Origin of the sequence: Microbacterium sp. NC79, from assembly GCF_019061125.1 — a bacterium.
In the GTDB taxonomy this organism is placed as follows: Bacteria; Actinomycetota; Actinomycetes; order Actinomycetales; family Microbacteriaceae; genus Microbacterium.
Map to the genome: position 1 here is coordinate 1799951 of NZ_JAHQYI010000001.1, position 23606 is coordinate 1823556.

General features: G+C 61.6%; 19 protein-coding genes. 7 read left to right on the forward strand and 12 right to left on the reverse strand.

Going from position 1 to position 23606, the window contains the following annotated elements; translation table 11 throughout:
• Positions 1-2: 2 nt before the first annotated feature.
• Positions 3-1205, reverse strand: coding sequence for an LLM class flavin-dependent oxidoreductase (locus tag KTJ77_RS08155; RefSeq protein ID WP_217338401.1), 1203 nt, complete (start codon positions 1203-1205; stop codon positions 3-5).
• A gap of 151 nt (positions 1206-1356) precedes the next feature.
• Here KTJ77_RS08155 and KTJ77_RS08160 point away from each other — a divergent pair, with 151 nt between their 5' ends.
• Both KTJ77_RS08160 and KTJ77_RS08165 read left to right on the forward strand, forming a co-directional pair.
• Entirely contained in the window at positions 1357-2457 is a 1101-nt protein-coding gene (locus tag KTJ77_RS08160; RefSeq protein WP_367948865.1) for an acyltransferase family protein, read from the forward strand.
• A 67-nt stretch (positions 2458-2524) separates the two neighbouring features.
• On the forward strand, positions 2525-3736 hold the full coding sequence (locus KTJ77_RS08165; RefSeq protein ID WP_217337911.1) for an amidohydrolase family protein: 1212 nt from the start codon (positions 2525-2527) through the stop codon (positions 3734-3736).
• Positions 3737-3824: 88 nt separating this feature from the next.
• On the opposite strand, the gene rpsO is transcribed toward KTJ77_RS08165, so the two are convergent.
• The gene (gene rpsO / locus KTJ77_RS08170; protein ID WP_147825759.1) at positions 3825-4094 is read right to left on the reverse strand and encodes a 30S ribosomal protein S15; all 270 of its coding nucleotides are present in this window, start codon (positions 4092-4094) and stop codon (positions 3825-3827) included.
• Positions 4095-4286: 192 nt separating this feature from the next.
• Between rpsO and KTJ77_RS08175 the strand changes: the two genes are divergently transcribed.
• Entirely contained in the window at positions 4287-5399 is a 1113-nt protein-coding gene (locus KTJ77_RS08175) for an LOG family protein (protein ID WP_367948866.1), read from the forward strand.
• Positions 5396-6700, forward strand: coding sequence for an MFS transporter (locus tag KTJ77_RS08180; RefSeq protein ID WP_217337912.1), 1305 nt, complete (start codon positions 5396-5398; stop codon positions 6698-6700). Before KTJ77_RS08175 ends, KTJ77_RS08180 begins: the two co-directional genes overlap by 4 nt.
• Positions 6701-6776: 76 nt before the next feature.
• Here the strand turns inward: KTJ77_RS08180 and KTJ77_RS08185 are convergent, their stop codons facing one another.
• Positions 6777-7145, reverse strand: coding sequence for an FKBP-type peptidyl-prolyl cis-trans isomerase (locus KTJ77_RS08185; protein ID WP_217337913.1), 369 nt, complete (start codon positions 7143-7145; stop codon positions 6777-6779).
• 184 nt (positions 7146-7329) lie between these two features.
• Complete coding sequence (locus KTJ77_RS08190) at positions 7330-8559, reverse strand: PrsW family intramembrane metalloprotease (protein ID WP_217337914.1); 1230 nt, start codon at positions 8557-8559, stop codon at positions 7330-7332.
• A gap of 50 nt (positions 8560-8609) precedes the next feature.
• Between KTJ77_RS08190 and KTJ77_RS08195 the strand changes: the two genes are divergently transcribed.
• Positions 8610-9476 carry a fumarylacetoacetate hydrolase family protein gene (locus tag KTJ77_RS08195; RefSeq protein WP_217337915.1) on the forward strand — a complete coding sequence of 289 codons (867 nt, stop codon included), beginning with the start codon at positions 8610-8612 and terminating at the stop codon, positions 9474-9476.
• A 178-nt stretch (positions 9477-9654) separates the two neighbouring features.
• On the opposite strand, the gene KTJ77_RS08200 is transcribed toward KTJ77_RS08195, so the two are convergent.
• Together KTJ77_RS08200 and KTJ77_RS08205 are read right to left on the reverse strand one after the other, a co-directional pair.
• Positions 9655-10206, reverse strand: coding sequence for a TetR/AcrR family transcriptional regulator (locus tag KTJ77_RS08200; protein WP_217337916.1), 552 nt, complete (start codon positions 10204-10206; stop codon positions 9655-9657).
• Positions 10199-11623, reverse strand: coding sequence for an MFS transporter (locus KTJ77_RS08205; protein ID WP_367948867.1), 1425 nt, complete (start codon positions 11621-11623; stop codon positions 10199-10201). Before KTJ77_RS08205 ends, KTJ77_RS08200 begins: the two co-directional genes overlap by 8 nt.
• Before the next feature lie 99 nt (positions 11624-11722).
• On the opposite strand from KTJ77_RS08205, the gene KTJ77_RS08210 reads away from it, so the two are divergent.
• Positions 11723-12790, forward strand: a complete 1068-nt coding sequence (locus KTJ77_RS08210; protein WP_217337918.1) for an MBL fold metallo-hydrolase — start codon at positions 11723-11725, stop codon at positions 12788-12790.
• A gap of 124 nt (positions 12791-12914) precedes the next feature.
• On the opposite strand, the gene KTJ77_RS08215 is transcribed toward KTJ77_RS08210, so the two are convergent.
• The 3 genes from KTJ77_RS08215 to KTJ77_RS08225 form a co-directional block, all read right to left on the reverse strand.
• Positions 12915-14429 carry an aspartate ammonia-lyase gene (locus tag KTJ77_RS08215; RefSeq protein WP_217337919.1) on the reverse strand — a complete coding sequence of 505 codons (1515 nt, stop codon included), beginning with the start codon at positions 14427-14429 and terminating at the stop codon, positions 12915-12917.
• A 120-nt stretch (positions 14430-14549) separates the two neighbouring features.
• Positions 14550-14885, reverse strand: a complete 336-nt coding sequence (locus KTJ77_RS08220; protein WP_217337920.1) for a peptidase — start codon at positions 14883-14885, stop codon at positions 14550-14552.
• The gene (locus KTJ77_RS08225; protein WP_217337921.1) at positions 14882-16264 is read right to left on the reverse strand and encodes an inorganic phosphate transporter; all 1383 of its coding nucleotides are present in this window, start codon (positions 16262-16264) and stop codon (positions 14882-14884) included. Before KTJ77_RS08225 ends, KTJ77_RS08220 begins: the two co-directional genes overlap by 4 nt.
• Positions 16265-16438: 174 nt before the next feature.
• Here KTJ77_RS08225 and KTJ77_RS08230 point away from each other — a divergent pair, with 174 nt between their 5' ends.
• Positions 16439-18571 (forward strand): S9 family peptidase, encoded by a 2133-nt coding sequence (locus tag KTJ77_RS08230; RefSeq protein ID WP_367948868.1) that lies wholly within the window; start codon positions 16439-16441, stop codon positions 18569-18571.
• 417 nt (positions 18572-18988) lie between these two features.
• On the opposite strand, the gene KTJ77_RS08235 is transcribed toward KTJ77_RS08230, so the two are convergent.
• The 3 genes from KTJ77_RS08235 to KTJ77_RS08245 all read right to left on the reverse strand — a co-directional run bounded on the left by KTJ77_RS08235 (position 18989) and on the right by KTJ77_RS08245 (position 23512).
• A complete protein-coding gene (locus KTJ77_RS08235; protein ID WP_254367702.1) occupies positions 18989-19792 on the reverse strand; it encodes an endonuclease domain-containing protein in 804 nt (267 codons plus the stop codon).
• Positions 19793-20125: 333 nt separating this feature from the next.
• On the reverse strand, positions 20126-21154 hold the full coding sequence (locus KTJ77_RS08240) for an ATP-dependent 6-phosphofructokinase (protein ID WP_217337923.1): 1029 nt from the start codon (positions 21152-21154) through the stop codon (positions 20126-20128).
• A 213-nt stretch (positions 21155-21367) separates the two neighbouring features.
• Positions 21368-23512 (reverse strand): DEAD/DEAH box helicase, encoded by a 2145-nt coding sequence (locus tag KTJ77_RS08245; protein WP_217337924.1) that lies wholly within the window; start codon positions 23510-23512, stop codon positions 21368-21370.
• Positions 23513-23606: the final 94 nt, after the last annotated feature.

A 23606-nucleotide genomic window follows, 5' to 3' on the forward strand; every position in this document is an offset into this window, starting at 1 on the left:
ATTTACTTTCGCGTTGCTGCGGAACCGAAGGCACTGCCAGCCTTCGGCGCGGAGTCTTGGTAGGGGCTGGAACCAACGGTGAGGTTGTCACCGCGGTTCGCGTTGGGAACCGCCACGCGCGGGCCCGCGTCGCCGTACTGTGCCTTCACGCGCCGCGCGTGCGTGGGGGCGTCAGGCACATTGGCCGGGCGATTGACGGCCAGCTCCTTGCGGAGCACCGGAACCACCTCTTCACCCAGAATGTCGATCTGCTCAAGAACGGTCTTCAGCGGCAGGCCAGCGTGGTCCATCAGGAACAGTTGGCGCTGATAGTCACCGAAGATTTCGCGCATGCCTGCATACCGATCGATAACCTCCTGCGGCGAGCCCACGGTGAGCGGGGTCATCTGCGTGAAGTCTTCCATCGACGGGCCGTGACCATAAACGGGTGCGTTGTCGAAGTACGGCCGGAATTCGTTCTTTGCATCCTGCGAGTTCTTGCGGATGAACGCCTGACCGCCGAGACCGACAATCGCCGTCTCCGGGGCACCGTGACCGTAGTGCTCCCAACGCTGACGGTAGAGACCGATCAGGCGCTGGTAGTGCTCGGCTGGCCAGAAAATGTTGTTCGCGAAGAAACCGTCACCGTAGTACGCGGCTTGTTCGGCAATTTCCGGCGTGCGGATGGAACCATGCCACACGAACGGCGCGACACCGTCAAGCGGGCGCGGGGTGGAGGTGAAGCCCTGCAACGCGGTGCGGAACTTGCCTTCGAAGTCGACAACGTCCTCACGCCACAGGCGGTGCAGCAAGCCATAGTTTTCGATGGCGAGCGGCAGCCCCTGGCGAATGTCCTTGCCAAACCACGGGTACACCGGGCCAGTGTTGCCACGGCCCATCATCAGGTCCATTCGACCGTCAGAGAGGTGCTGAAGCGTCGCGTAGTCTTCAGCGATCTTGACCGGGTCGTTCGTCGTGATCAACGTGGTCGATGTCGACACAATGATGCGCTCCGTCTGCGCAGCGATGTACGCAAGCGTGGTGGTCGGCGATGAAGACCAGAACGGCGGGTTGTGGTGCTCACCAATCGCAAAGACATCGAGGCCAGCGTCTTCAGCATGCTTGGCCATCGTGACAGCCGCCTTAATACGCTCGCCTTCGGACGGCGTGCGCCCCGTCGTGGGGTCTTGCGTGATGTCAGAAACGGTCATCAAGCCGAACTGCATAGCCGGGAAAGTCTGTGAAGTGCTCATGCGATCGCTCCTTGCGATTTATATGCAACTGAATATACATGATGTAACCGCGTCCAAACGAATCTATTCCCGTACCACAGCCACCTCACTTGCATTCCCAGCACAGACCCGTAAATTGTGCCTCGTGACAGCGTTCAGTCAAATGTCGTCGAAGAAGACGCGAGACCCGTTCTGGGACAATGCCAGATTCATCTGTATCGCGCTCGTGGTTGCCGGGCACGCACTCCAACCCATGTCTCGGGTGTCTGACGTTGCGTACGCGGTGTACCTCGTCATCTATACGTTTCACATGCCCGCGTTCGCCATCATGTCCGGCTACTTTACGAAATCTGGGGCCCCCACCCGCACCAGCCTAAAGCGCGTGATCACCGACCTTGTGGTTCCGTATCTCATCTTTGAAACCATCTGGTCGCTCCTCTCCTTCGCCATCAGCGGCAAGCTCAACCTCAACTACGCATCCGTGTCTTGGACTCTCTGGTTCTTGCTTGCCCTCGCCGTCTTCCGCGTCATCATTCCGTACCTGGCGTTGCTTCGTTGGCCGGTGAGCATTTCGATCGTGATGTCGGTTGCGGCCGGCTACATCCCGGCCATCGACTCCACGTTTGCGATGGATCGCATCATCGCCCTGATGCCCTTCTTCGTGATTGGTTGGGCTCTCAAGGACCGCGGCATCTTGAAGCGCGCGGACTTCTTCGCGCCCCGCCACCCGGCCGTTGTCGTCGCCGCCACCGCCCTGATCGCTTCAGCACTCACGTTCGCGCTCATCCTCGCCGCGCCCCTTCGCACCGACAACATGCAACGCTGGTTCTTCTTCCGCGAGAGTTACGTTGACCTATCGCTGCCAGACAACATTGATCCCCCGATTTGGGGCGGGCTCGTTCGCCTCGGCATCATCGCCATCGCGCTCATCATGTGCTGGGCTTTCTTTACCCTCGCGCCGCGACGCGAATACCGCTGGACGAAGCTCGGCGCATACACGCTGTATGTCTATCTTCTGCACACCTTTGTGCTTTTCCCGGTACGTGAAGGAAAGCTGCCTGGCCAGTCGCACACGATCACCGCCGGGCTCCAGCCTGATTGGCTGTGGGTCATCCTGCTCATCGCAGGTTCGATCGGCGTCGCATTCCTCCTCTCCTCGAAACCGGTTCGCACTCTTACCCGTCCACTCGTTGAGCCGCGCGTCACCTGGCTGTTCAAAGAAAGATCAGAGGAACGAAGCGCATAGCCACGACAGGTGCCATTCTTGTAGAGCGACGAGCGCACCGACCGCCCGGCTCAACCGAGAGGAAACCATGCTGATTCGCAACGTTCGTCCGTGGGGCGGCCCTGCCCACGACGTCTCCATCACGGACGGCACTATTGCCAGTCTGCAGCCCCATGACGCCCTGGCTCCACTCGCCGACGGCGATGTCGACGGCCGCGGACGCTTGCTGTTGCCATCGTTCAGTGACGTGCACGTTCACCTGGATTCCACCCGAATCGGTCTCCCCTTTCGTCCGCACACCGGAGCGCCGGGCGTGTGGGGAATGATGATGAACGACCGCAACAACTGGCGCACCGCCGAGATTGACCTGCCGACACGTGTCGCCGGCACTCTTGAGACGATGATTGCCCACGGAACCACGAGGGTGCGTAGCTATGCGCAAGTTGACGTCGACTGCAAATTGGAAAAGTTTGATGCGGTGATGGCTGCGAAAGAGCGCTTCAGCGAGCACGCCGATGTGCAGGTGATGACATTTCCGCAAGCGGGTATTCTGCGCGAAGCCGGAACCATCGATTACTTGGAAGAGTCCCTGCGTCAGGGAGCAGATGTGATGGGCGGAATTGACCCGTGCCAGCTCGACCGTGACCCGGCAAAACACCTCGATATCGTTTTCGGTTTGGCTGAGAAGTATCAGGTCGAGGTCGACATTCACCTGCACGAGCCCGGCGAGCTTGGCGTTTTCAGCACTGACCTGGTGATGGAGCGCACGCGCGCGCTCGGCATGCAGGGCAAGGTCACGATGTCGCACGCGTACGGCCTCGGCGGTGTGAGCGAAGCGGTCAGCCGCCGCCTCATCGAGGAGTTTGCTGAACTCGACATCTCGATGGCAACGATCGCTCCGTCGACGTCGACGCACCTCTCCCCCATCGCGCTCACCGAAGCGGGCGTGCGCCTGGGTCTTGGGCAGGATGGCCAACGCGACTACTGGAGCCCCTATGGCAACGGTGACATGCTCGATCGCACATGGCAGCTGGCGTTCACCAACGGCTTCCGTCGCGATGACCACATCGAGCTTGCACTCAGTATCGCGTCTTTGGGTGGTGCGTCAATGATGTCGTCGAGCGCGCCGCGAGTGACCGGCATTGGTCAGCACATCGGAACCGCAGTGGGCGACCGCGCAGATCTGTTGCTTGTTGACGGCGAGACACCGACGAGCGCGGTGATGGATCGCGGCACAGATCGCACCGTCATTCACAACGGTCGCGTCGTCGCCGATCAGCTGCAGGTCGCGCCGCTCTAACCAGGAAGCAGCCCGGACAAAAAACGAGAGCCGCCCCACACCAGGGGCGGCTCTCCAAGAATGTTTTGCGCGATTGAACGCGAGCTGCTTAGCGACGCAGACCGAGGCGCTCGATAAGCGAGCGGTAACGGTTGATGTCAACATCCTGCAGGTAACCCAGCAGGCGACGGCGCTGACCGACGAGCAGGAACAGACCACGACGCGAGTGGTGGTCGTGCTTGTGCTCCTTCAGGTGCTCGGTGAGGTCCTTAATGCGCTGCGTCAGCATTGCAACCTGCACCTCGGGGGAACCGGTGTCACCGGGGTGCGTTGCGTACTCTTCCATGATCGCCTTCTTGACGTCTGCTTCGAGTGCCATAGAACCGATCCCCTCTCTGTTAGCTGCGCGGCGCTCGTCACATATTGTGCGAGCTCTCTTTATCCGCGGCCGATCAAACGGCAACCTCAAGAGTCTATCGCATTCTCACGGCGCTGAACGCCACTGCCGCTCGATGAGACAACCCCACCGCTAGGCTCAAGGAATGGCTGTGCGCGAAAGGTCGTGGCAATAGTGACACGACATCACATTGATGTGGAGACCCTCGCTGACTTTGACCATCTGCTCGCGCATCGCAACACGCTGAGCGGGGTGACGATGCAGTCCATCGATCTGCGTGGCCGCACCGCTGATCTTGACCGTGTGAGCGTGCTGGGTGCACTGTTTCTCGGGTGCGAGCTCGCGCCCGGCGTGAGCGGGTCACTCCAGTCTCGCGGCGCACTGGTCTTTCCGGAGATTCCCACGGTTCCGTTCGACCCCTATCGTGCGGAACCATACACCGCTGATGAGCTCTTCGACACGGCCTCATACGCCGACAGCTTCGACGCCCGCGTGTACGCGTGGAGCCGCCAGCATCACCAGGTGCATAGCGTTGTGGGTTCCATTGCCAGCGCCCTGCACGATCACGCCATGACGGAGTGCCTCACCGAGGCGCTTGCCGCGGTTCCGTTGCACCGCCGACTGGGCGTGATGGGAGGCCACGGTTCACCCCGCGGATCGGCAAACTATGCGCAGGCCGCGCATCTGGGACGCGCCCTCGCCCGTGCCGGATACACCGTCTTCACTGGCGGCGGCCCGGGAGCCATGGAAGCAGCGAACCTCGGCGCTTGGCTCGCCCCACATGACGATGAGGCCCTGCCGCGAGCGCTCGATATGCTCGCCGGCGCCGCCTCATTCACTCCCGATATTGATGCATGGGCCCAGGCCGCGTCGGCGGTGCGCTCGCGGTGGCCACGCCTCGACAACGTTGTGCGTTCCGTGGGGATCCCCACCTGGTTTTACGGGCACGAGCCGCCGAATCAGTTCGCCTCAGTGATCGCAAAGTACTTCGCCAACCCGCTGCGCGAAGCGACCCTCCTTGAGCGTTGCCACGGCGGCATCGTTTACCTCCCGGGAGCAGCCGGCACCGTCTCGGAAATCTTCATGGACGCATGCGAAAACTATTACGCGGCTCCGGAGAACATCGCACCAATGGTGTTGGTTGGCCGGGAACAGTGGATGAGTGCGCTTCCCGCATGGTCGCTACTCCAGGCTCTTGCCGGCGAACGAGAGATGAACGCGCACATTCACCTCGTTGACACGGTCGATGACGCCATCCGCCTGCTGACCGGAGACCTGCCCCGATGAGTGCACATCGCGGCGCATTTATCGACCTGCGTCCCTTCACAGTGAGCCGCGCTTTCACGCGCATGTGGGTGGGTTCCACGCTCGCGGGCCTCGGTGGCCAACTCACGCTCGTAGCGGTCATGCTGCACATGTACGCACTGACGGAATCCACCTTCGCAGTATCGATGATTGCGGTTGCCGGGCTCATTCCCATGGTTATCGCGGGCCTGTATGGCGGCATGCTGGCCGACGCCTTCGACCGGCGCACGGTCGCCCTGCTCGCTGCCATCGTCACATTTGGTTCCACAATTGTGCTCGCGGCATTGGCCTGGTCTGGCCACACCACCGAAGCGTCGCTGTACATCCTGTCGGTGATCAACTCGGCGGCCAACTCCATTGTGATGGCGACGCGCGCCGCTATCGTGCCCCGCCTCATCCCCCGCGATCTCCTGCCGGCAGCGTCAGCGCTCCAGGGAATCACGGTCGGCATCATGGTGATGGCCGGGCCCGCGCTCGGCGGTGTGCTGGTGGCCCTCACCGACTACGCATGGACATACACGATTGACGTCGCGCTGATGTCATTTCTTTTCCTCGGGCTGTGGACACTCCCCCATCTGCCGCCCGAGGGGGAAACGGTGAAGCCGGGCTTGCGCGCACTCGCCGATGGCTGGACCTTCATTCGCAGCTCACCAAACATTCGCATGCAGTACATCATGGACATCATCGCGATGACGTTCGGCAACCCGGTTGCCCTCTTCCCCGCGGTGGGGGCAGTCATCCTCGGCGGTGGTTCCGTCACCGTCGGCATTCTCACCGCATCGATCGCCGCCGGAGCCTTCCTCTGCAGCATCTTCTCCGGATCGCTGGGGCGCGTGCGCTGGCAGGGTGTGGGCATCGCGCGCTCCATCCTGGTGTTCGGCGCCGCGACGACGCTTTTCGGCGGTGTGCTGTTGCTCGCCCATTTTGAGGCGTTCTCGCCCGGAACGATCGACGATACGCACGCCAACATTGTGCTGATCGTGCTCGCATGCGTCTTCCTGGCGATTGCGGGCGCGGCTGACAATGTGAGCGCGATTTTCCGCAACACCATGATGCAAGCGGCGGTTCCTGACTCCATGCGTGGGCGCCTGCAGGGTGTCTTCACGGTCGTGGTAACCGGCGGCCCCCGCCTCGGCGCGCTCTACATGGGAACGCTCGCGACGATCGGCGCGATCTGGGTGCCGCCGCTCCTCGGCGGCCTCGTCATCATTGTGCTGATTGCCACGCTATTGCGCGCGAGCGCCTCGTTCCGCGCGTACGACGCCCGCGACCCGAAGCCGTAGTTACAGCTGCGGACAAAACAACCCCCGGCAGCGAACGGACGAATCCGCTGTGCCGGGGGTTGTTGTGAAAGGAGACTTAGCCGACTGCGACGAGGTCGATGATGAAGATCAGCGTCTTGCCGCCGAGGAAGTGGCCGGAACCAGCCGGACCGTAGGCGAGGTGCGGAGGGATCACGAGCTCGCGGCGACCGCCGACCTTCATGCCCGGGATGCCGTCCTGCCAGCCCTGGATCAGGCCGCGCAGCGGAAACTGGATCGTCTCGCCGCGGCCCCACGACGAGTCAAACTCTTCGCCGGTCTCGTACTCAACGCCAGCGTAGTGAACGGTGACATTGTCACCGGGCTTGGCCTCGTCGCCATCACCAACAGTGATGTCGCGAATGACAAGCTCGGCGGGCGCGGGGCCCTCGGGAGCGTCGAACTCAGGCTTCGTAAGGTTTGTCATGTCTTTATCCAATCGTGTGTGAACCCTGCGGTCAAAGCGTTGACGGCGGTTCACACCAAAAACTGGGAAAGCCTTGACTTTACTCCGGGGCGGGCGCATTCTGTTGGCAGATCAACTCAGCACCCGGAAGACTTGCAGGCCTCGCCGCAGCACCGGGTGCTGAGTCTTTTGATCAGTAGCTTTCTTAGTGCGCCAGCAACTGGTTCCGCGTCGCCATCGTGCGCTGCAGCAAGACGTGCTCATCGATTCCTGCCTGTGGGTCGCGACCGGAAATGGCGCGCTGGCGAGTCGCCGCGAGCTCGTTGGCATCGGCGATGAATCGCTTCATAATCGGCGCCCGGTTACCCGGCAAGGAGCGCGCCCAGTGCATCGCGGTGGCGCGGCCGGGCTTGGTGGCCAGCATCTCCACCTCTTGCGGAGTGAACCACCCTGCCATTGCGTAGTCGCCAAGGCGTGCGCGCGTGAGCCGGGCTTCTTCGATCTTGAGCCAACGGATGACGAAGATGAAGGTGATGAAAAGCGGGAACTGAACGACCGCATACAGCAGGTAGAACGTGCTGATGTCACCGACAAAGGTGGAACCATTCCATAGTGCGTGCAGAGCGATGGCGGCAAGAAGGCCGACAAGAAAGTGGGGCATAACGTCGATGCCGCGGCGGCCCTTGCGGGCTGCGAGACCCAGCGCGTATCCGGTGCAGGCGGTGAACATCGCGTGGCAGAACGGCGACATGATGCCGCGCATGAAGAAGATTGGGCCGAGGCTTTCTGCGCCACCAGTCGCGAACTGAACGCCGAAGTATTGAATGTTCTCGGTAAAAGCAAAGCCAGCGCCAACGAGCGCGCCGTAGACGACGCCGTCAACAGGGCCATCGAGTGCGCGCTTGCCGAGCACCATGATCAGCAACAGACCGAGACCCTTGGCGATCTCCTCGACAATGGGGGCTCGAATTACGCTGGCGATGAAGATGCCGTCAAAGCCGCGCGGCAGGAAGTCGTCAGTGACGAGCGCCACCAGCAAGGTCAGCGCAATGCTCACAATCCCACCCCACGCAAGCGCAAAGATCATCAGCCGCAACGGTTCCGGCTCCCACCGGTCGATGAGATAGACGCCGGTGATCACAATGGCGAGCGGAACCAGTGCCAGGATGAAACCGAGGGTTGAGGCGCCCTGCCCAAGTCCGGCTGTGAAGTACGCCACTACCAGGAGCAGCACGAAACCGAGGATCACCCAAATCCACCACGGAACATGGCGACCGGGCTTCATCGTCACGTTTGCGAAAACGTTGACCTGATGAGGTGGTGCCTGGGTGATGGTCGCAGGGTGCCCCCACTGCGGTTGCGCCATGGGAGATGCGTACTGAGGCCGATAGCCATAGTCCCCCGATGGCGGTGTCAAACCATTGCCATACGTCATGGCACAAACCTACAGCCCCTCCCGCGTATTCACCGCGATAGATTAGAAGAATGCGTTTTGCCAACCTGACCGGTATCTCCGGTGCAGATCCCCAGTTGTGCGCGCTGATCAATGACGACACGGCCATCGTCGTGTCGCAGCTGTTCAGCGGAGCCCCGTCCACACTCAATGACCTCATCGCCGGGGGTGACGACCTGCTGGCGCGTATCCGCACAGCAGCCGACACCGCACCTAGGGTTCCGCTTGCTGGCCTCGGTTTTGCCGCAGCTGTCCCCGCACCCCCTGCCGTACTTGCCGTCGGTCTGAACTACGCCGCGCACTCCTCCGAGCTCGGATTGAAGACTGACACGGCACCGACTGTCTTCACCCTGTGGCCCAATTCACTCACCGGCCACCAGCAGACCACGACCTGGCCACGCCGCCTCAGCGAATCGGTGGACTACGAGGCCGAACTCGGCGTCGTGATTGGCCGCCCTGCACACAATGTCAGCGCAGCGGAAGCACTCGATTACGTGTGGGGCTACACCGTGGTCAACGACATCACTGCGCGCGATATTCAGTTCGCCGAAGCGCAGTGGTCGCGCTGTAAGTCTTTTGACGGGTTCACGCCGAACGGCCCCGTGATTGTCACGCGGGATGAGATCGCTGACCCGCAAGATCTCCACATCTGGACGGTGGTCGATGGACACACCGTGCAAGATGCGTCAACGGACCAGATGGTGCGTTCAGTTGCGACGCTGATCGCGCATCTGTCGCAGTCAGTCACGCTGTTGCCTGGCACGCTGATCTCAACGGGAAGCCCGGGAGGTGCCGGCTATTCGCGGGACCCTCAGATCTTCCTGCGTGACCGTTCGACCGTAACCGTCGGCATCGATGGCATCGGCGAGCTCACCACGCACTGCCGCATTACCGACTAATTCTTGCCACGCAGGTCTGCGCCAAAAAGGATCGACGCAGACCTGCGATGCAAGGGCATGCGTTTAGCGTGAGCTGAGCCCTGTCAGCTGCTTGAACGTTCCTGACGCCAGCTGCTCACGTTCGAGATCGGTCAGTGGCAGCGTTTTCAGTACCGGCCCCTTCTTCATTTGTCTGCAATCAGTCGCCTGCAGCGCGATCAATGACCTGCTGGACGAGTTGGGCGTAGTAACGCGTCAGTGCATCAGCTGCTTCATCGTCGGCCGCAAAGCCAATCGTGCGGAGTCCCTCGGCGAATCCAATCAGCAAGCAGGCAACCGCCGTGGCATGAATGGTTCCGGCGCTTCGATCATCAATTCGCTCAGCAATCGCAGCGGCCCACGAACGTGCAATTCGCGCACGCTCGACCTCCGGTTCGAATGAGTTGCGGATCGTGTTTGAAGGGCTAGTCCAAGGCTCAGGCACCCCACTCTTGCGGCGCCGTTCAATGCGGCGGACATACGCCAGCCCAAGTTCGGAAAGCGGCAGGTCGAGGTCACCAATCGGCACCTCGAGCAGACTCACTTCGGCATAGAGATCGGCCTTGCTGGCACACAATTTCATGACGAGGGCCGGCGAGACGTTTGCATCAGCGGCAATTTGCCTAATCGTCACCGATCGATACCCGCGCGCCGCAAACAGCGTGCGAGCAGAGTCGACGATGCGCGATCTGGCGTCTGTTGGTTCAGCCACGGCGCTCCCCCGGTTGCGAACCGCCCGCTACGTTCGGCGCTGGCAGCATCAGGCTCAGAATAAGGGCAAACACGCAACTGAGTCCGATGGCAATGAACGCAAAGCTAAGACCGGTGCGATCTAAGAACTCGATACCGTTCGAATCGACCGAATGCGCGGAGAGTAAGAGCGCGAACCCGGCGGTCGCTACCGCACCAGCCAAGGTACGAATGAGCGAGTTAATACCGTTCGCCGCCGCCGCCATTTCACGCGGTACATAGCTCATAATGAGCACCGGCATGGCGGCAAAGCTCAGCGCTGTGCCGATACCTACCGTTGTTGCTCCCACCACGAGCGCGATGATCGTGCCATGGGCAAACAGGCGAAACAGGAACGCGAGAGCGATGATCGTCGCACCGATCGCGAGCAGGGGACGCCCACCAAACCTGTTCATCAGGCGTCCTGCCACCGGCGCGATCGTGATCATCGCTATTGCTGCCGGAACCATCATGAGCCCCGCAAGCGTCGGACTCATGCCCAGCCCGCCAGCGGACTCGACCGGAGCCTGCGCTTCGTGCACGGTCAGCAAATGGTTGCCGAACATGCCCATTCCGACGAAGAACGAGGCCACGTTGGTCTGCCAAACGGGCCGACGAAAGGACACACGTAGGTCAACGAGCGCGTTTTTGTTGCGCAGCTGTTGTGGCACCCACACACCGATCGCCCCTACCCCGACGATTCCAAGAATGACCGTCAGCGTGCTCGTCCACCCCCAGCTGAATCCCTTCGAGATCACCAGCAATATGCAGGTCAGTGCGCCCGCCAGAATTAGCGCTCCGACGATATCGAATTGCCCGCCAGTGCGGCCAGGGGACTCGCGAACGAAAGCGAGCACGCACACGATCGCGATGGTTCCGGCGATCACTGAGAACCAAAACAGAGAGGCAACACCGAAGGCTTGTAGCAGCGGCCCTGAAATGAGCAGTCCCACCGCCGACCCCATACCGAGCGTCGAACTCATCAGCGCAACAGCGGAGTTGGCCCGCGCCGCGGGAACCTGATCACGCAGCAGGCTAATTCCGATCGGGATGATCGATGACGCAAAGCCCTGCAACCCACGGCCGACGAGAACGCTCACAAAGTCAAGACCGATCGCGGCGATCAACGAGCCCAAGATCAGCAGGCCGATCGCGACAATCAGCATGCGTCGTTTGCCATACATGTCGGCCATGCGGCTAAGAATGGGCGTGCCAACGACGCCGGTGAGAAGAGTGACGGTGACGAGCCAGGAACCATCGCTCACCGACACGCCGAGGGCCGCTGATACTTCGGAGAGTGCGGGGACGAAGAGCGTGAACTGTAGGGAGTTGACCATGCCGCACGCCGCGAGCACCGCGGTTGCAAGGCCAGGGGAAACAGATCGCTGGTCGCCCGCCATATGCTCTTTTCCGTTCCTAGGTCCATCATGGTGAACAAACGTTCACCATGACATTATCGAGGACGCCAATACATAACAAGCGCTTGCTACAGTGACGGTATGAGTAGCAATGACGCGAATCAGATTCGTCCCACAAGCCCGTCACAATACGCGGCGGTGGTGGAGCGTCGCCTACCCGTACCCGAGCTCGTCGCGGACCGCGTCTGGGCGATCGCTGCCCCCATGCCTGCCGGGAAGCTTACTCATACCCTGAGTTACGTCTTGCTCGATGACGATGGGCATTTCCACATCATCGATCCCGGTTGGGATTCCACTGAGAACCTCGCCTCGCTGCACGAATCTCTCATGCACATTGGGCTCGACTTCACGAACCTGACCACGATCATCGCAACTCACCACCACCCGGATCACCTGGGTATCGCAGAAAGGCTTCGCCGCGAAACTCATGCCCGACTGATCATGTCGCGTGCGGAAAGCGCGGTGTTGAAGCACCAGGTGAGCCGTGTGTTTCGCGATGCCACCACGTATGCGAAACGGCTCGAAGGATGGGGAGTTCCGCAGGCGCGTCGCACTGAGCTCCTCTCCTCATTCGCGCGGTTACCCGACTTCACCGACGTGGCCCCGGATGCAGTGGTCGATGATGGCGACGAGATTGTCCTCGGCTCACACCGGTTGCGGGTGCTGGTGTCCCCCGGGCACACGGGGGGCCACCTTTGCCTCATCGACGACGAGCGCGCGCTCCTGTACAGCGGCGATCACGTGCTGCCGCAGGTATACGGAGGGATCGGCCTCGGCGCGATGCCCGGCTCGTCGCCGCTTGAGGACTACATCACCTCACTTGAGGCGCTGGAGGCATATCACGACTATCAGGCCCTGCCTGGCCACGAATATCGATTCGCGGGAATTCGCGAACGTACTCATCAGATCGCCGCTCATCACTTGCGCCGCACCCGCGCCATCGTCGCCTTGGCTGATGAGCTCGGCGATGCTCCAATTTGGGAGTTCGCGAAGCGGCTACCGTGGACCGGCGGCTGGGAAGACCTCGGCGGATTCTTCTTGCACTCCGCGCTCGTCCAAACAGAAATGCACTACGCACTAAGCCAGAGCGGCAATGCCGCTGCCGCGCTCGAACGCTACCCCGACCCGGAGTACTGCGAAACCACATAGCGTGACGAGCGCCATGGGACGGCTGAGCGAGCCGCTCTGACGCAAAACGGAACCATAGGTGCGGTTTGCACTCATGGTTCCGTTCGCGAGGTGCCGAGGTCGAGGACTCGGGCTGGAGCTCGTGTTACTTCTGGACGTCGTCGCCCGAGATGATGTTCTCCGCAGGCTGGACAACCGGAACTGCTGCTGTGATCGTCTCGAGACCTGACAGGCGTGCCGGCGAGATCTGCTTCATGACTTCTTCACGCGACATCAGGCCAGCTTCCACAACAAGATCGGCGATGTTGTGGCCGGTCATCAGCGCGGTCTTCGCCAGCGCTGCCGCCGAGGAGTAGCCAATGAACGGCGTCAACGCGGTGACAACGCCGACAGACGAACCAACCATGGCACCCAGGCGCTCGCGGTTCGCGGTGATGCCGTCAACGCAATTGACGCGCAGCGTCCACATTGCTTGGCGCATCCAGGTGATCGACTGGAAGATCGAGTGTGCGATGACCGGTTCGAAGGCGTTGAGCTGAAGTTGCCCACCTTCGACAGCCATGGTCACCGTCACGTCGGCACCGGCGACCGCAAAGGCCACCTGATTGACGACCTCAGGGATGACCGGGTTGACCTTTCCTGGCATGATCGAAGAGCCAGCCTGACGAGCAGGCAGGTTGATCTCACCAAGGCCCGCCTGGGGGCCAGAAGACAGCAGGCGCAGGTCGTTGCAGATCTTCGAGAGCTTGATGGCATTGCGCTTGAGTGATGCCGAGAACGACATGAATGAGCCGGTGTCGCTCGTCGACTCGACGAGGTCGGTGGCCGTCTCCAGGTCAAGCTTGGTGATCTCATTGAGGTGCTTCAACACGACGGCAGCGTACTGCGGGTGCGCGGTGATACCGGTGCCGATGGCTGTGGCGCCCATGTTGATTTCCGTAAGCAACTTCGCGTTCTCCGACATGCGGCTGTAGTCCTCGCCGAGTGTCGTCGCGAAGCCGTGAAACTCCTGGCCGAGGGTCATCGGAACCGCATCCTGCAGCTGGGTACGACCCACCTTGAGAATGTCGTGGAACTCGACCGCCTTGTCGAGGAAGCTCTTGCGCAAGAGTGCGAGCTCCTCAAGCAGGCTCAGTAGCGTCAGCGACAGCCCGATCTTGATCGCGGTCGGGTAGACGTCGTTGGTCGACTGGCTACGGTTCGTGTCGTCGATAGGTGAAAGGAAGGCGTAGTCCCCCTTTTCACGCCCAGCCATCTCCAGCGCAATGTTGGTGATGACCTCGTTCGCGTTCATGTTTGATGAGGTTCCGGCGCCGCCTTGGATGACACCCACCGTGAACTGATCATGAAACTCACCGTCAATCACGCGCTGTGCGGCGGCGTCGATGAGGTCAGCCTTTTCCTGCGAGAGTGCGCCAATTTCGGCGTTCGCGCGAGCAGAAGCCTGCTTGACCATTGCCAGCCCGCGAACCAGATCGGGGTAAACCGAGATCGGTCGCTTGGCGATCGGAAAGTTTTCCTGCGCTCGCGCCGTATGAATGCCCCAATAGGCGTCGGCGGGGATCTCCAGGGATCCGAGAGAATCAGATTCGGTGCGAGTGCGCATCGTTGCGTCCAATGTTGCTTCCTTGTGGGTCGCGGCCAATGTGGGGAGGGTCATTCCAGCCTAGCCCGGTATTGCCGCCCAAGCCATGTCATATGCGCGCGCTGAGCACTATGAGTGCTTTCCACGCAAAAGTGCCACGGTGTTGAGGACACCGTGGCACTTTTGCTGAGTTTCTTAGTGGTTCAGCACGATCAGCCCGATCGCGAAAAGCACCGCTGCCGCGCAGACGGCGAAGCATGCGTACGCCCCAAGAAGAGCCACCTTCTTCTGACCGTCCGTGAGCGGACTACGCTTGGCAGCCTTCGCGGCCGCCTTGGCAGCACGCTGGCGGTCCTTCTCGGAAATGACGGCGATGGCATCGGTGAACTCTGCAGGGCCCACCACCGGAGCGCGACCAGCACGCACCAGCAGGCGCAACCCCATGGCGTAGAACGACACCAGCACCGAGGCACCGATGAAGGCAGCGATGAAAACCTGGAGGAAGGCATCCCAGTCAATGGCGATGTTCATCGTGCGCCTCCGTTTTCGTCGCTCGCGGACGCAGCGTTTTTCTCGGCAGCCTTTTGGGCTGACTTCTTCGCCTTGCGCTCCAGGTCAATCCGCTCCTTCTCGCGAAGGACATCGGCGGTGTGGTGCTTGTCGATGGCGCGCTTTTCGGCCTTCTTTGCCGCCTTCTCCGCCTGAAGAATCATGCGCTGACGACGCGTGGGCGGCGGGTTCTTCTTGACCTTAACGGCGGCACCTGAGTCAGCAACTTCGCTCATCGCGTTGTTCGCGTGAACTTCGTCACGGCGTGAACGCAAGAAGATGCTCAGGATGACACCGACAGCGATGAGCGCGTCGATGACGACGCCCCAGGTGCCGAGCCAAACAACGACGAGAGCGGCCAGCGCGCCAACGCCACCGGCAGCCGGAAGAGTCAAGACCCAACCCACCATGATGCGGCCTGCTGTGCCCCAGCGAACCTTGGATCCGCGACGGCCGAGGCCGGATCCGATGACGGAACCAGAAGCGACCTGGGTGGTTGACAGTGCGAACCCGAGGGCAGACGATGCGAGGATCGTGGCCGACGTGGACGACTCCGCAGCGAAGCCCTGCGCAGGCTTGACGTCCGTCAGGCCCTTACCCAGCGTCCGGATGATGCGCCAGCCGCCCATGTAGGTTCCCAGTGCGATCGTCAAGGCACACGCGATGATGACCCACAGTTCAGGGTTGTGGTGTTCAGCCGACTGCCATCCGACAGCGATGAGTGCGAGGGTGATGACACCCATCGTCTTCTGCGCGTCGTTGGTTCCGTGTGCCAGCGCAACGAGGCTCGATGTGAAGATCTGGCCCCAGCGGAAGCCGTCACGACCGTCCGGCTTGCCGTCGTATCTGCGGGTCATGCCATAGGCGATCTTTGTCACCACAAACGCGATGATTCCTGCGGTCAAAGGCGCGATCAGCGCGGGCAGAACAACCTTCGTAATGACGATGCCGAAGTCGATCGCCATGGCGCCTGCACCAACCAGGGTGGCTCCGATGAGACCACCGAACAGTGCATGCGATGAGCTGGACGGCAGGCCAAGCAGCCAGGTGAGCATATTCCACGTGATGGCACCGATAAGGCCAGCGAAGATAAGCGAGGGGAAGAGCGTCGCGGCATTGTTGCCGGACATAAGAGCCTCTTCCTTGATCATGCCGCCGGAAATAGTCTTGGCAACCTCGGTCGAGAGGAAAGCGCCGACCAGGTTGAGAAGAGCGGCGAGAATGACCGCGGTTTTGGGCTTGAGTGCGCCCGTTGCGATAGGCGTAGCCATCGCATTCGCGGTGTCATGAAATCCGTTAGTGAAATCAAAGAACAGTGCCAGCAGGATGACCAGCACAACAATTAGGGCTGCGGTTTCCACCGTTGACTTTCGTGGGGGGATGAAGAGGAACAGGCGTCGAAGATTCCGACATGACGAACGAAGAGTTCACCGTTTTTTCACGAACCGGCAACCGGCCGATCAAATCTTTTCATCCCCTAGCGATTCGGTCAACTCAGCACTGGACCTTTGGCTACCAGCGGGTAGCGTGGAGAAGTGACTGAACCACTCTCTGCGCCGCGTGCGCGCCAGCACCCTCAGCCCCGAACCCACCACGGCGACACCTTCATGGATCCCTACGAATGGTTGCGCAACAAGGAAAGCGACGAGGTCATCGCGCACCTCGAGGCAGAGAACGAGTTCACCGAGCAGGAGAACGCGCACCTCGCACCACTGCGCGAGACGCTCTTTCAAGAGATCAAGTCCCGCACCCAAGAAACTGACCTGTCGGTTCCGACTCGCAAGGGTGACTGGTGGTACTACGGCCGCACACTTGAGGGCAAGCAGTACGGCATTCAGTGCCGTGCCCCGCTCGCGTCAGCCGACGATTGGACGCCACCTGTCCTCTCACCAGACACCGAGGTTCCGGGCGAGCAGATCCTGTTCGATGGCAACGTCGAAGCCGAGGGGCACGAATTCTTCTCGCTTGGCAGCTTCGATATTTCGCGCGACGGAACCCGCATGCTGTGGGCGACGGACGTCACGGGTGACGAGCGGTATACGGTGCGCGTGCGTGACCTCACAACCGGGCAAACGTTCGCTGATGTCATCGAGGGAACCGCAGGCGGTGCCGAGCTCACCCCCGACGGCCTCGCGATCGTGTACACGACGGTGGATGAGGCATGGCGTCCCGACACCGTGTGGCTACACACCATCGGCGGCGACATCAACAACCCGACGCCGTTGTTCCACCAGCCAGACGAGCGCTTCTGGGTTGGGGCTGGCTTCTGCCGATCCGACCGTTACCTCATGATCGGACAGAGCACATCCATCACAAGCGAAGTACTGCTGCTCGACGCCGACGATTTGTTGGCGGAACCACGGGTGGTGTGGCCGCAGGCGGAGGGCGTCGAGTACAGCGTTGATCACGCGGTGATCGACGGTGAAGACGTGCTCTTCATCGTGCACAACGAGAACGCACTCGACTTTGAGCTCGTGCGTGTCGCCGCCAACGACCCGCAGGGCGCACGCGCCGTCGTCATGCCGCACACGCCTGGCACCCGCATTCTCGACATCGATTGCTTCCGCGATTTCACCGTCGTCGAATATCGGCGCGAGGGTCTTGCCCGCATGGCAAAGCTCGATCACGCGACCGGCGCGGTCAGTGAAGTCGAGTTTGACGAGCCGTTGTTTGCCGTTGGTGTGAGCGGAAACTCCGAATGGGCACCGCAGCTCATTCGTTTTGGGTATGCCTCGTTTGTGACGCCAAGCTCGGTCTTTGACTGGGATCCGGTGTCCGATGAGAAGTTTCTCCGCAAGCAGCAGCCGGTTCTCGGTGGCTACGATGCGGCCGACTACGGCCAGTCTCGGGTCTGGGCGCGCGCTGACGACGGCACCGGGGTTCCGGTGTCCCTCGTCTGGAAGCGCTCATTTGGTGAGCCTGGTGACGCAGTGCGGCCCGTGCACCTCTACGGCTATGGTTCGTACGAACACTCGATCGACCCCGGATTCTCGACCATGCGGTTGTCGGCGTTGGATCGTGGCGTCATCTTTGCCGTTGCGCACATTCGTGGCGGCGGCGAAATGGGTCGCGCATGGTACGAAGACGGCAAGCTCATGGCGAAGAAGAACACGTTCTCCGACTTCGTCGCCGCGGCTCGTCACCTTGTTGATTCGGGCATCACCGCTCCGGAACGCATGGTCGCCGAAGGCGGCAGCGCAGGCGGTTTGCTGATGGGTGCCGTTGCCAACCTCGCGCCGGAACTTTTCGCTGGAATTGTGGCGTCGGTTCCGTTCGTCGACGCGCTGACGACGATTCTCGACCCGTCACTCCCCCTCACCGTCATCGAGTGGGACGAGTGGGGCGACCCCCTGCACAACGCCGACGTGTACGAGTACATGAAGTCGTACACGCCGTATGAAAACGTCTTTGATGGTGTGACATACCCACGCATACTCGCGGTGACATCGCTCAACGACACCCGCGTGTACTACGTGGAACCCGCCAAGTGGGTGGCTCGTCTGCGCGATGTCGGCGCCGATGTGCAGTTGAAGTGCGAAATGGTTGCCGGCCACGGCGGTGTCACGGGTCGCTACAACTCGTGGCGCGAACGCGCATACGAGTTGGCATGGCTGTTCGATGTGCTCGGCGTTGCCGATGTGCAGCCCGACGCGGAAAACGCGCACTGAGGTGAAGGCTCCGATGCTGATCCCGAACCCGATAAGGGGTCAGGAGCTGTAGGACACGGCTATCACCGTGCGTGACACAGGTGACAAGGATCGTGCCTGCATAGCCCTCGAGGCATAACGCTTCGGAATCAGAACTTTCGGACTTAAGACCGGGCCAGAAGCCGCGGGTGCTTCAACGCCCGCGGCTTCTGCTGCCCCTCTGGTTCCTTGGTTCCGTTGTTCCGTTGTTCCGTTGTTCCGTCGTTCCATGGTTCCGTGGCTCCGTGGTTCCGTCTCTTGACGTTCTTCTGACTCACCAAATGTCGAACGCCTGAGTGCGACACGCCGCAAGTTGGGCCCGTCCGGAGCTCGGGCCGTTGCGTCGTTCGACATTTGGTAACCGACGGCGGAACCACGGCGCGCGGCCGTGGGGCAGGTTCAGATCACGGCGAGGATAGCGTCGCGCACGAGTTCCCACTCGTACACGACCATCGCGTAGTCAAACCGAAGCGTCCGCCATCCTCGTCGCGCCGCGCGGGCATCGCGCACGAGGTCTTTGTGACGTTGCGATGGCCCGTCGTGGTTCTCCCGGCCATCGAGCTCAATCGCCACGTTGCCGATGGCAAGATCTACGCGTCCAACGGTGGCAATTCGCACCTGCGAGCGCGCGGCAATCCCGAGCCGAAACAGGCGTAGACGCACGAGAGACTCCAACCCACTTTCCGCATTGGTACGGGCGAAATCGACGAGCGCAGCCAACGCGGATGTCACATGAGAACGAATCCATACGCGATCCTCGCGAGTGATGAGCCGGAGGTAGAGCGCCGATTCGAGAGCGGCGAAGAATGTCTCCTCCCGCAGGCATCGAGCGACCTGAACCAGCGCCACCCGCAGCGGAACCACGCCAAACTCTTGGTTATGGCGAGAGCGATGGGCGATGCACGAACAACCAACGTGGGGATGCGTGCGTCCGCGGAGCTGCACGCCAACGTGCAGCCGCTTGGCGTCATCCAGCAACCACACGCCATACGCACGCACCGCATTTGCGCACGCCATGGTTCCGCCATGTCGCGCGGCGTCGGCCGCCGGATGGCTGGCGTCAATGCAATAGATGCCCTGCCGCAGACGCAGGAGCCGATTCGTAGCAAGTGCCTGCCGAATCGCGAAGGCCGTGTAACCAGCCCTGGTGAGGTCAGATGTACGGCAGACTCCGCCAGCCGCCGCGATCACTTGTTCAATCATCACCTCGCAATCGTGCGAGTGTCATGAGTCCCGGGCCCTCCCGTCCCACCGGATGTGGAGAATCTCTCTCGAACGCCGGTCTGTGAAGGAACGGTGACTCACCAAATGTTGAACGCCTTCCCCCGACACGCCGTAAAACCATGGGCTCCGCGGACACCTGCGGCCAAGAGTTCGACATTTCGTAACTCACGGCCACGGAGATCAACGGGCCGCAACGCAGAAACCGCCGCCCCACGAGCGGGGCGGCGGCTTCCAGCAGGCTTGCGGAACCTGCGGCGCGGAACCAGGTGGCCGAAACAGGAGCCGGAACAAGGGGGCCGGAACCCGGGAGGGTTAGCCGAAGAGGGCTGCGGCTTCGTCGTAGCGGTACTGCGGCACAGTGTTGAGCTCGACGAGGGCTTCGGAGAAGGGGACGCGCACGATGTCGGTGCCGCGCATCGCCACCATTTCACCCCAGGCTTCGTCGACGATCGCGTCGGCAGCGTGCAGGCCAAGGCGCGTGGCAAGCACGCGGTCAAAGCCCGACGGCGAGCCACCGCGCTGGATGTGGCCGAGCACGGTCGAGCGGGTTTCGATGCCGGTGATGCGCTCGATCTCGGGGGCGAGGATCTCGCTGATGCCGCCAAGGCGCGGACGGTTGAACGCGTCGAGACCCTTGTCGCTGAACGCTTCGTCCATGCCCTTGAGCTTGAAGCCCTCAGACACCACGACGAGCGGCGCACGACCGCGGTCATGTGCCGACCGCACAAGTTCGGCGATCTCGTCAAGCGACATCGGGTTCTCGGGGATCAGAATGGCGTGCGCGCCTGCGGCCATTCCGGCGTGGAGAGCGATCCATCCGACGTGACGTCCCATGACCTCAGCCACCATGCAACGCTGGTGTGAGTCACCGGTGGTACGGAGGCGATCCATCGCCTCCGTTGCAATGTTGACCGCGGTGTCGAAACCGAACGAATAATCGGTGGCACGGAGGTCATTGTCGATGGTCTTGGGAACACCAATCACCTTGATGCCGTCCTTTGAAAGACGGTCAGCCGCGGCCAGTGTTCCTTCACCACCGATCGCGATAATGCCGTCGATGCGGTGCCCAAACAGGGTTTTGGCAATGTTGTCAGCGCCACCGCGGTCGCCCTCATAAGGGTTAGTGCGGCTCGTTCCGAGGATCGTACCCCCGACCTTGGATAGTCCCTTCACTTCGTGACGCGTGAGCGGAACGAAGTCGCCTTCGACGACGCCACGCCAGCCGTCACGAATGCCCACGAACTCAAGGTCGTACGCAGTCGTACCCTTGAGCACAATGCCGCGGATAACCGCGTTGAGTCCGGGGCAATCGCCGCCGGACGTCAGAATGCCGATCTTCATGGTGCCTGCTTTGCTGGGGGGGAAGGATAAGGGGGATCGGGCGACGCTGCCTTTCTCGACCATAGTGGCCTAAGCAATAGATTTCCATTCGAAGGCGCCGATTTTCACGATTCTTACGCCAACATTTCGGACCGAAACAAAAAGATTCCCACTTCCTGCGGAGAAATCGAAGTTTCTACGCTAAGAAGTGGGAATCTTCACGTTTGTTTACGCCTAGCGGCTGAGCGCTTCCCGTAGCAGGTGCATCAGGGCAGACAGTTGCACAGAGTCTTGCGAGCCGGGTTCGACCGATACGCCATCGAGCGCGCGCAGAGCGAGGCCCTGCTTCTGGTCGATGAGTTCGGCAATCTTGGTATCCAGAGTGTGCGCGGCGATGATACGCCATGCGGTGACCGGCTCATCCTGACCGATGCGGTGCACGCGGTCGATCGCCTGCGTCTGCTCGGCCGCGGTCCAGCTGAGCTCGGCCAGCACAACGTTCGACGCTGCCTGCATGTTGAGGCCAACACCGGCTGCGGTGAGCGAACACACCGCGATTGAAACGTCGGGGTCGTTATTGAACGCGTCAATGGCGGCTTGGCGCGCTGTTGACGTCTGGTCACCGCGCACCGAAACCGACTTCAACCCGTTTGCCGCGAACAGCGCCTCGGCCTGGTTCATGACGTCGATGTGCTTCGCGAAGAACACGACCTTGCCCACGGAACGCTGCAACTGCACCGCGTAGTCCGCGGCGAGGCCAGCCTTTGCCTGACCAATCTTGCGCACCATGGTGAAGACGTTGTCGCCACCGGCGTCAGCATTCTTCGACTCTTCAAACTCGTGCTGCGCGACGAGGCGCACGATGTCTTCATCGATGCCGCGGGTCTCTCGGCCACGCGCATCAATGATGCGGCGGTACTTGGTAGCCATACGCTCACCCAGCTCACGCTCGGCGGCACGGATCGAACGACCAAACTCGTCGTCAAGCTGCACAGGCATGTCGGCCACGAGCTTGTCCGGCAGGTCGGCGGCGACGTCCTTCTTCTTGCGCCGCACGATACCCATCGAGATCACGGCCTCGCGAGCCTCCGGGTAAAACGCCTTGTCTGCGGGTGTGAGCCCCGTTGCGTCCAACTTCTCGGCGAGCTCCGGGCCCGGCTTTTCGCCGTTCGTCCACCCAAGGAAACGCCAGATTGCGTCAAAGTCTTCCACGTCGTTGATGAGCGGCGTACCGGTCAACGCGATCATCAGCGGGTCGCCCCCAGGCGTCTGCTCACGAACACGGCTGGCCAGCGCGAGCACGTTCTGCGAGCGCTGTGACGACAGGTTCTTAATGAAGTGCGCCTCGTCAACGACCATGCCACGCAGGCCAATCTTACCGAGCCACGAAAGGTGACGATCCAAAATCTCATAGTTGACGATGAAGATGTCGGCGAACGCATCGATCGCGTCGCCGTCACCCTGAATCACCGTGGCACGGCGCTGCGGAGTCCACCGTTCGACCTCACGCGCCCAGTTCATCTTCACGACATTCGGAACCACGACAAGCAGCGGGTAGGCGTTGGCGACGGACGCGGCAATCACCGATTGCGCTGTCTTGCCGAGACCGGGCTCGTCAGCGAGCAGGAATGAGCGGTGGCCAGCGCGCACCGATTCCAGGAACCGTGCCTGGTGCGCCATCACCTCAAGCCCCTTGGGCGAAAGATGATCAAATTCGGGTAGCGGCGGCAGTTCCATCGAGGCGACGGAGCCACCAGCACCCTGCTCGAACGCCTTGTACAGCGGGCCCATCAGGTCCCAGCCGTCGAGGCGACGGCGCGGCGTCTCCTTCGCAACCACGCGGGAGAAGTCGGGGGCCAAGAACGGGTTCGACTCAATGCGCGACTCAACTGCAGGCGGAGTCACCTGCTTTTCAGCAAGGGCTGCCGGAACCACGGGGGTTACGGCGACGGGAGCAACGTCGGTAATGATCAGTTCGTCTGGCGCAAGCTCCGCACCCGACTCCAGCAGCCAGTCACGGCGCATGCGCTTGGCGACCGGGCTTGTCGCCTGGTCTGCCTCAAGCAGCGGAATGATCGAGGTGTCGCGGGCTGCCGTCTTCGCGAGAATCTGCGCGACACCGTCGAGGCGCTTGAGCAGCTCCGCACGAGTCGAGTCACTGATCTCGGTGTCCGCCTTGACCCGAGCGCGTTCTTCGCGCACCAGGAAGGCGATCACCTGGAACTTCACACGGTTCGTCGGGCCGAGCTTTCCCTTTTGGGCTTTTGCTTCAACCTCGCGCACCTTGCGGGCGAGAATCGGGATGATGGGGGCGTCGTCGTCGCGACGGGACGACGACTTGCGACGCCGTGATGATGATGCTGTTGCCGAGCTCGGCATGCTTCTCCTGTGCGTGAGTGGAGCAAAAACTACGGAGCGTTCAACGAATGGTTGAACTGTATGGGGCGCCCATCTCACATGCGGGATCGGGCGA

Coding starts and splice junctions, on each gene's coding strand:
- KTJ77_RS08155 (WP_217338401.1), bottom strand. CDS start 1,205: ATGCAGTTCGGCTTGATGACCGTTTCTGACATCACGCAAGACCCCACG.
- KTJ77_RS08165 (WP_217337911.1), top strand. CDS start 2,525: ATGCTGATTCGCAACGTTCGTCCGTGGGGCGGCCCTGCCCACGACGTC.
- rpsO (WP_147825759.1), bottom strand. CDS start 4,094: ATGGCACTCGAAGCAGACGTCAAGAAGGCGATCATGGAAGAGTACGCA.
- KTJ77_RS08180 (WP_217337912.1), top strand. CDS start 5,396: ATGAGTGCACATCGCGGCGCATTTATCGACCTGCGTCCCTTCACAGTG.
- KTJ77_RS08185 (WP_217337913.1), bottom strand. CDS start 7,145: ATGACAAACCTTACGAAGCCTGAGTTCGACGCTCCCGAGGGCCCCGCG.
- KTJ77_RS08190 (WP_217337914.1), bottom strand. CDS start 8,559: ATGACGTATGGCAATGGTTTGACACCGCCATCGGGGGACTATGGCTAT.
- KTJ77_RS08195 (WP_217337915.1), top strand. CDS start 8,610: ATGCGTTTTGCCAACCTGACCGGTATCTCCGGTGCAGATCCCCAGTTG.
- KTJ77_RS08205 (WP_367948867.1), bottom strand. CDS start 11,623: ATGGCGGGCGACCAGCGATCTGTTTCCCCTGGCCTTGCAACCGCGGTG.
- KTJ77_RS08210 (WP_217337918.1), top strand. CDS start 11,723: ATGAGTAGCAATGACGCGAATCAGATTCGTCCCACAAGCCCGTCACAA.
- KTJ77_RS08215 (WP_217337919.1), bottom strand. CDS start 14,429: ATGACCCTCCCCACATTGGCCGCGACCCACAAGGAAGCAACATTGGAC.
- KTJ77_RS08220 (WP_217337920.1), bottom strand. CDS start 14,885: ATGAACATCGCCATTGACTGGGATGCCTTCCTCCAGGTTTTCATCGCT.
- KTJ77_RS08235 (WP_254367702.1), bottom strand. CDS start 19,792: ATGATTGAACAAGTGATCGCGGCGGCTGGCGGAGTCTGCCGTACATCT.
- KTJ77_RS08240 (WP_217337923.1), bottom strand. CDS start 21,154: ATGAAGATCGGCATTCTGACGTCCGGCGGCGATTGCCCCGGACTCAAC.
- KTJ77_RS08245 (WP_217337924.1), bottom strand. CDS start 23,512: ATGCCGAGCTCGGCAACAGCATCATCATCACGGCGTCGCAAGTCGTCG.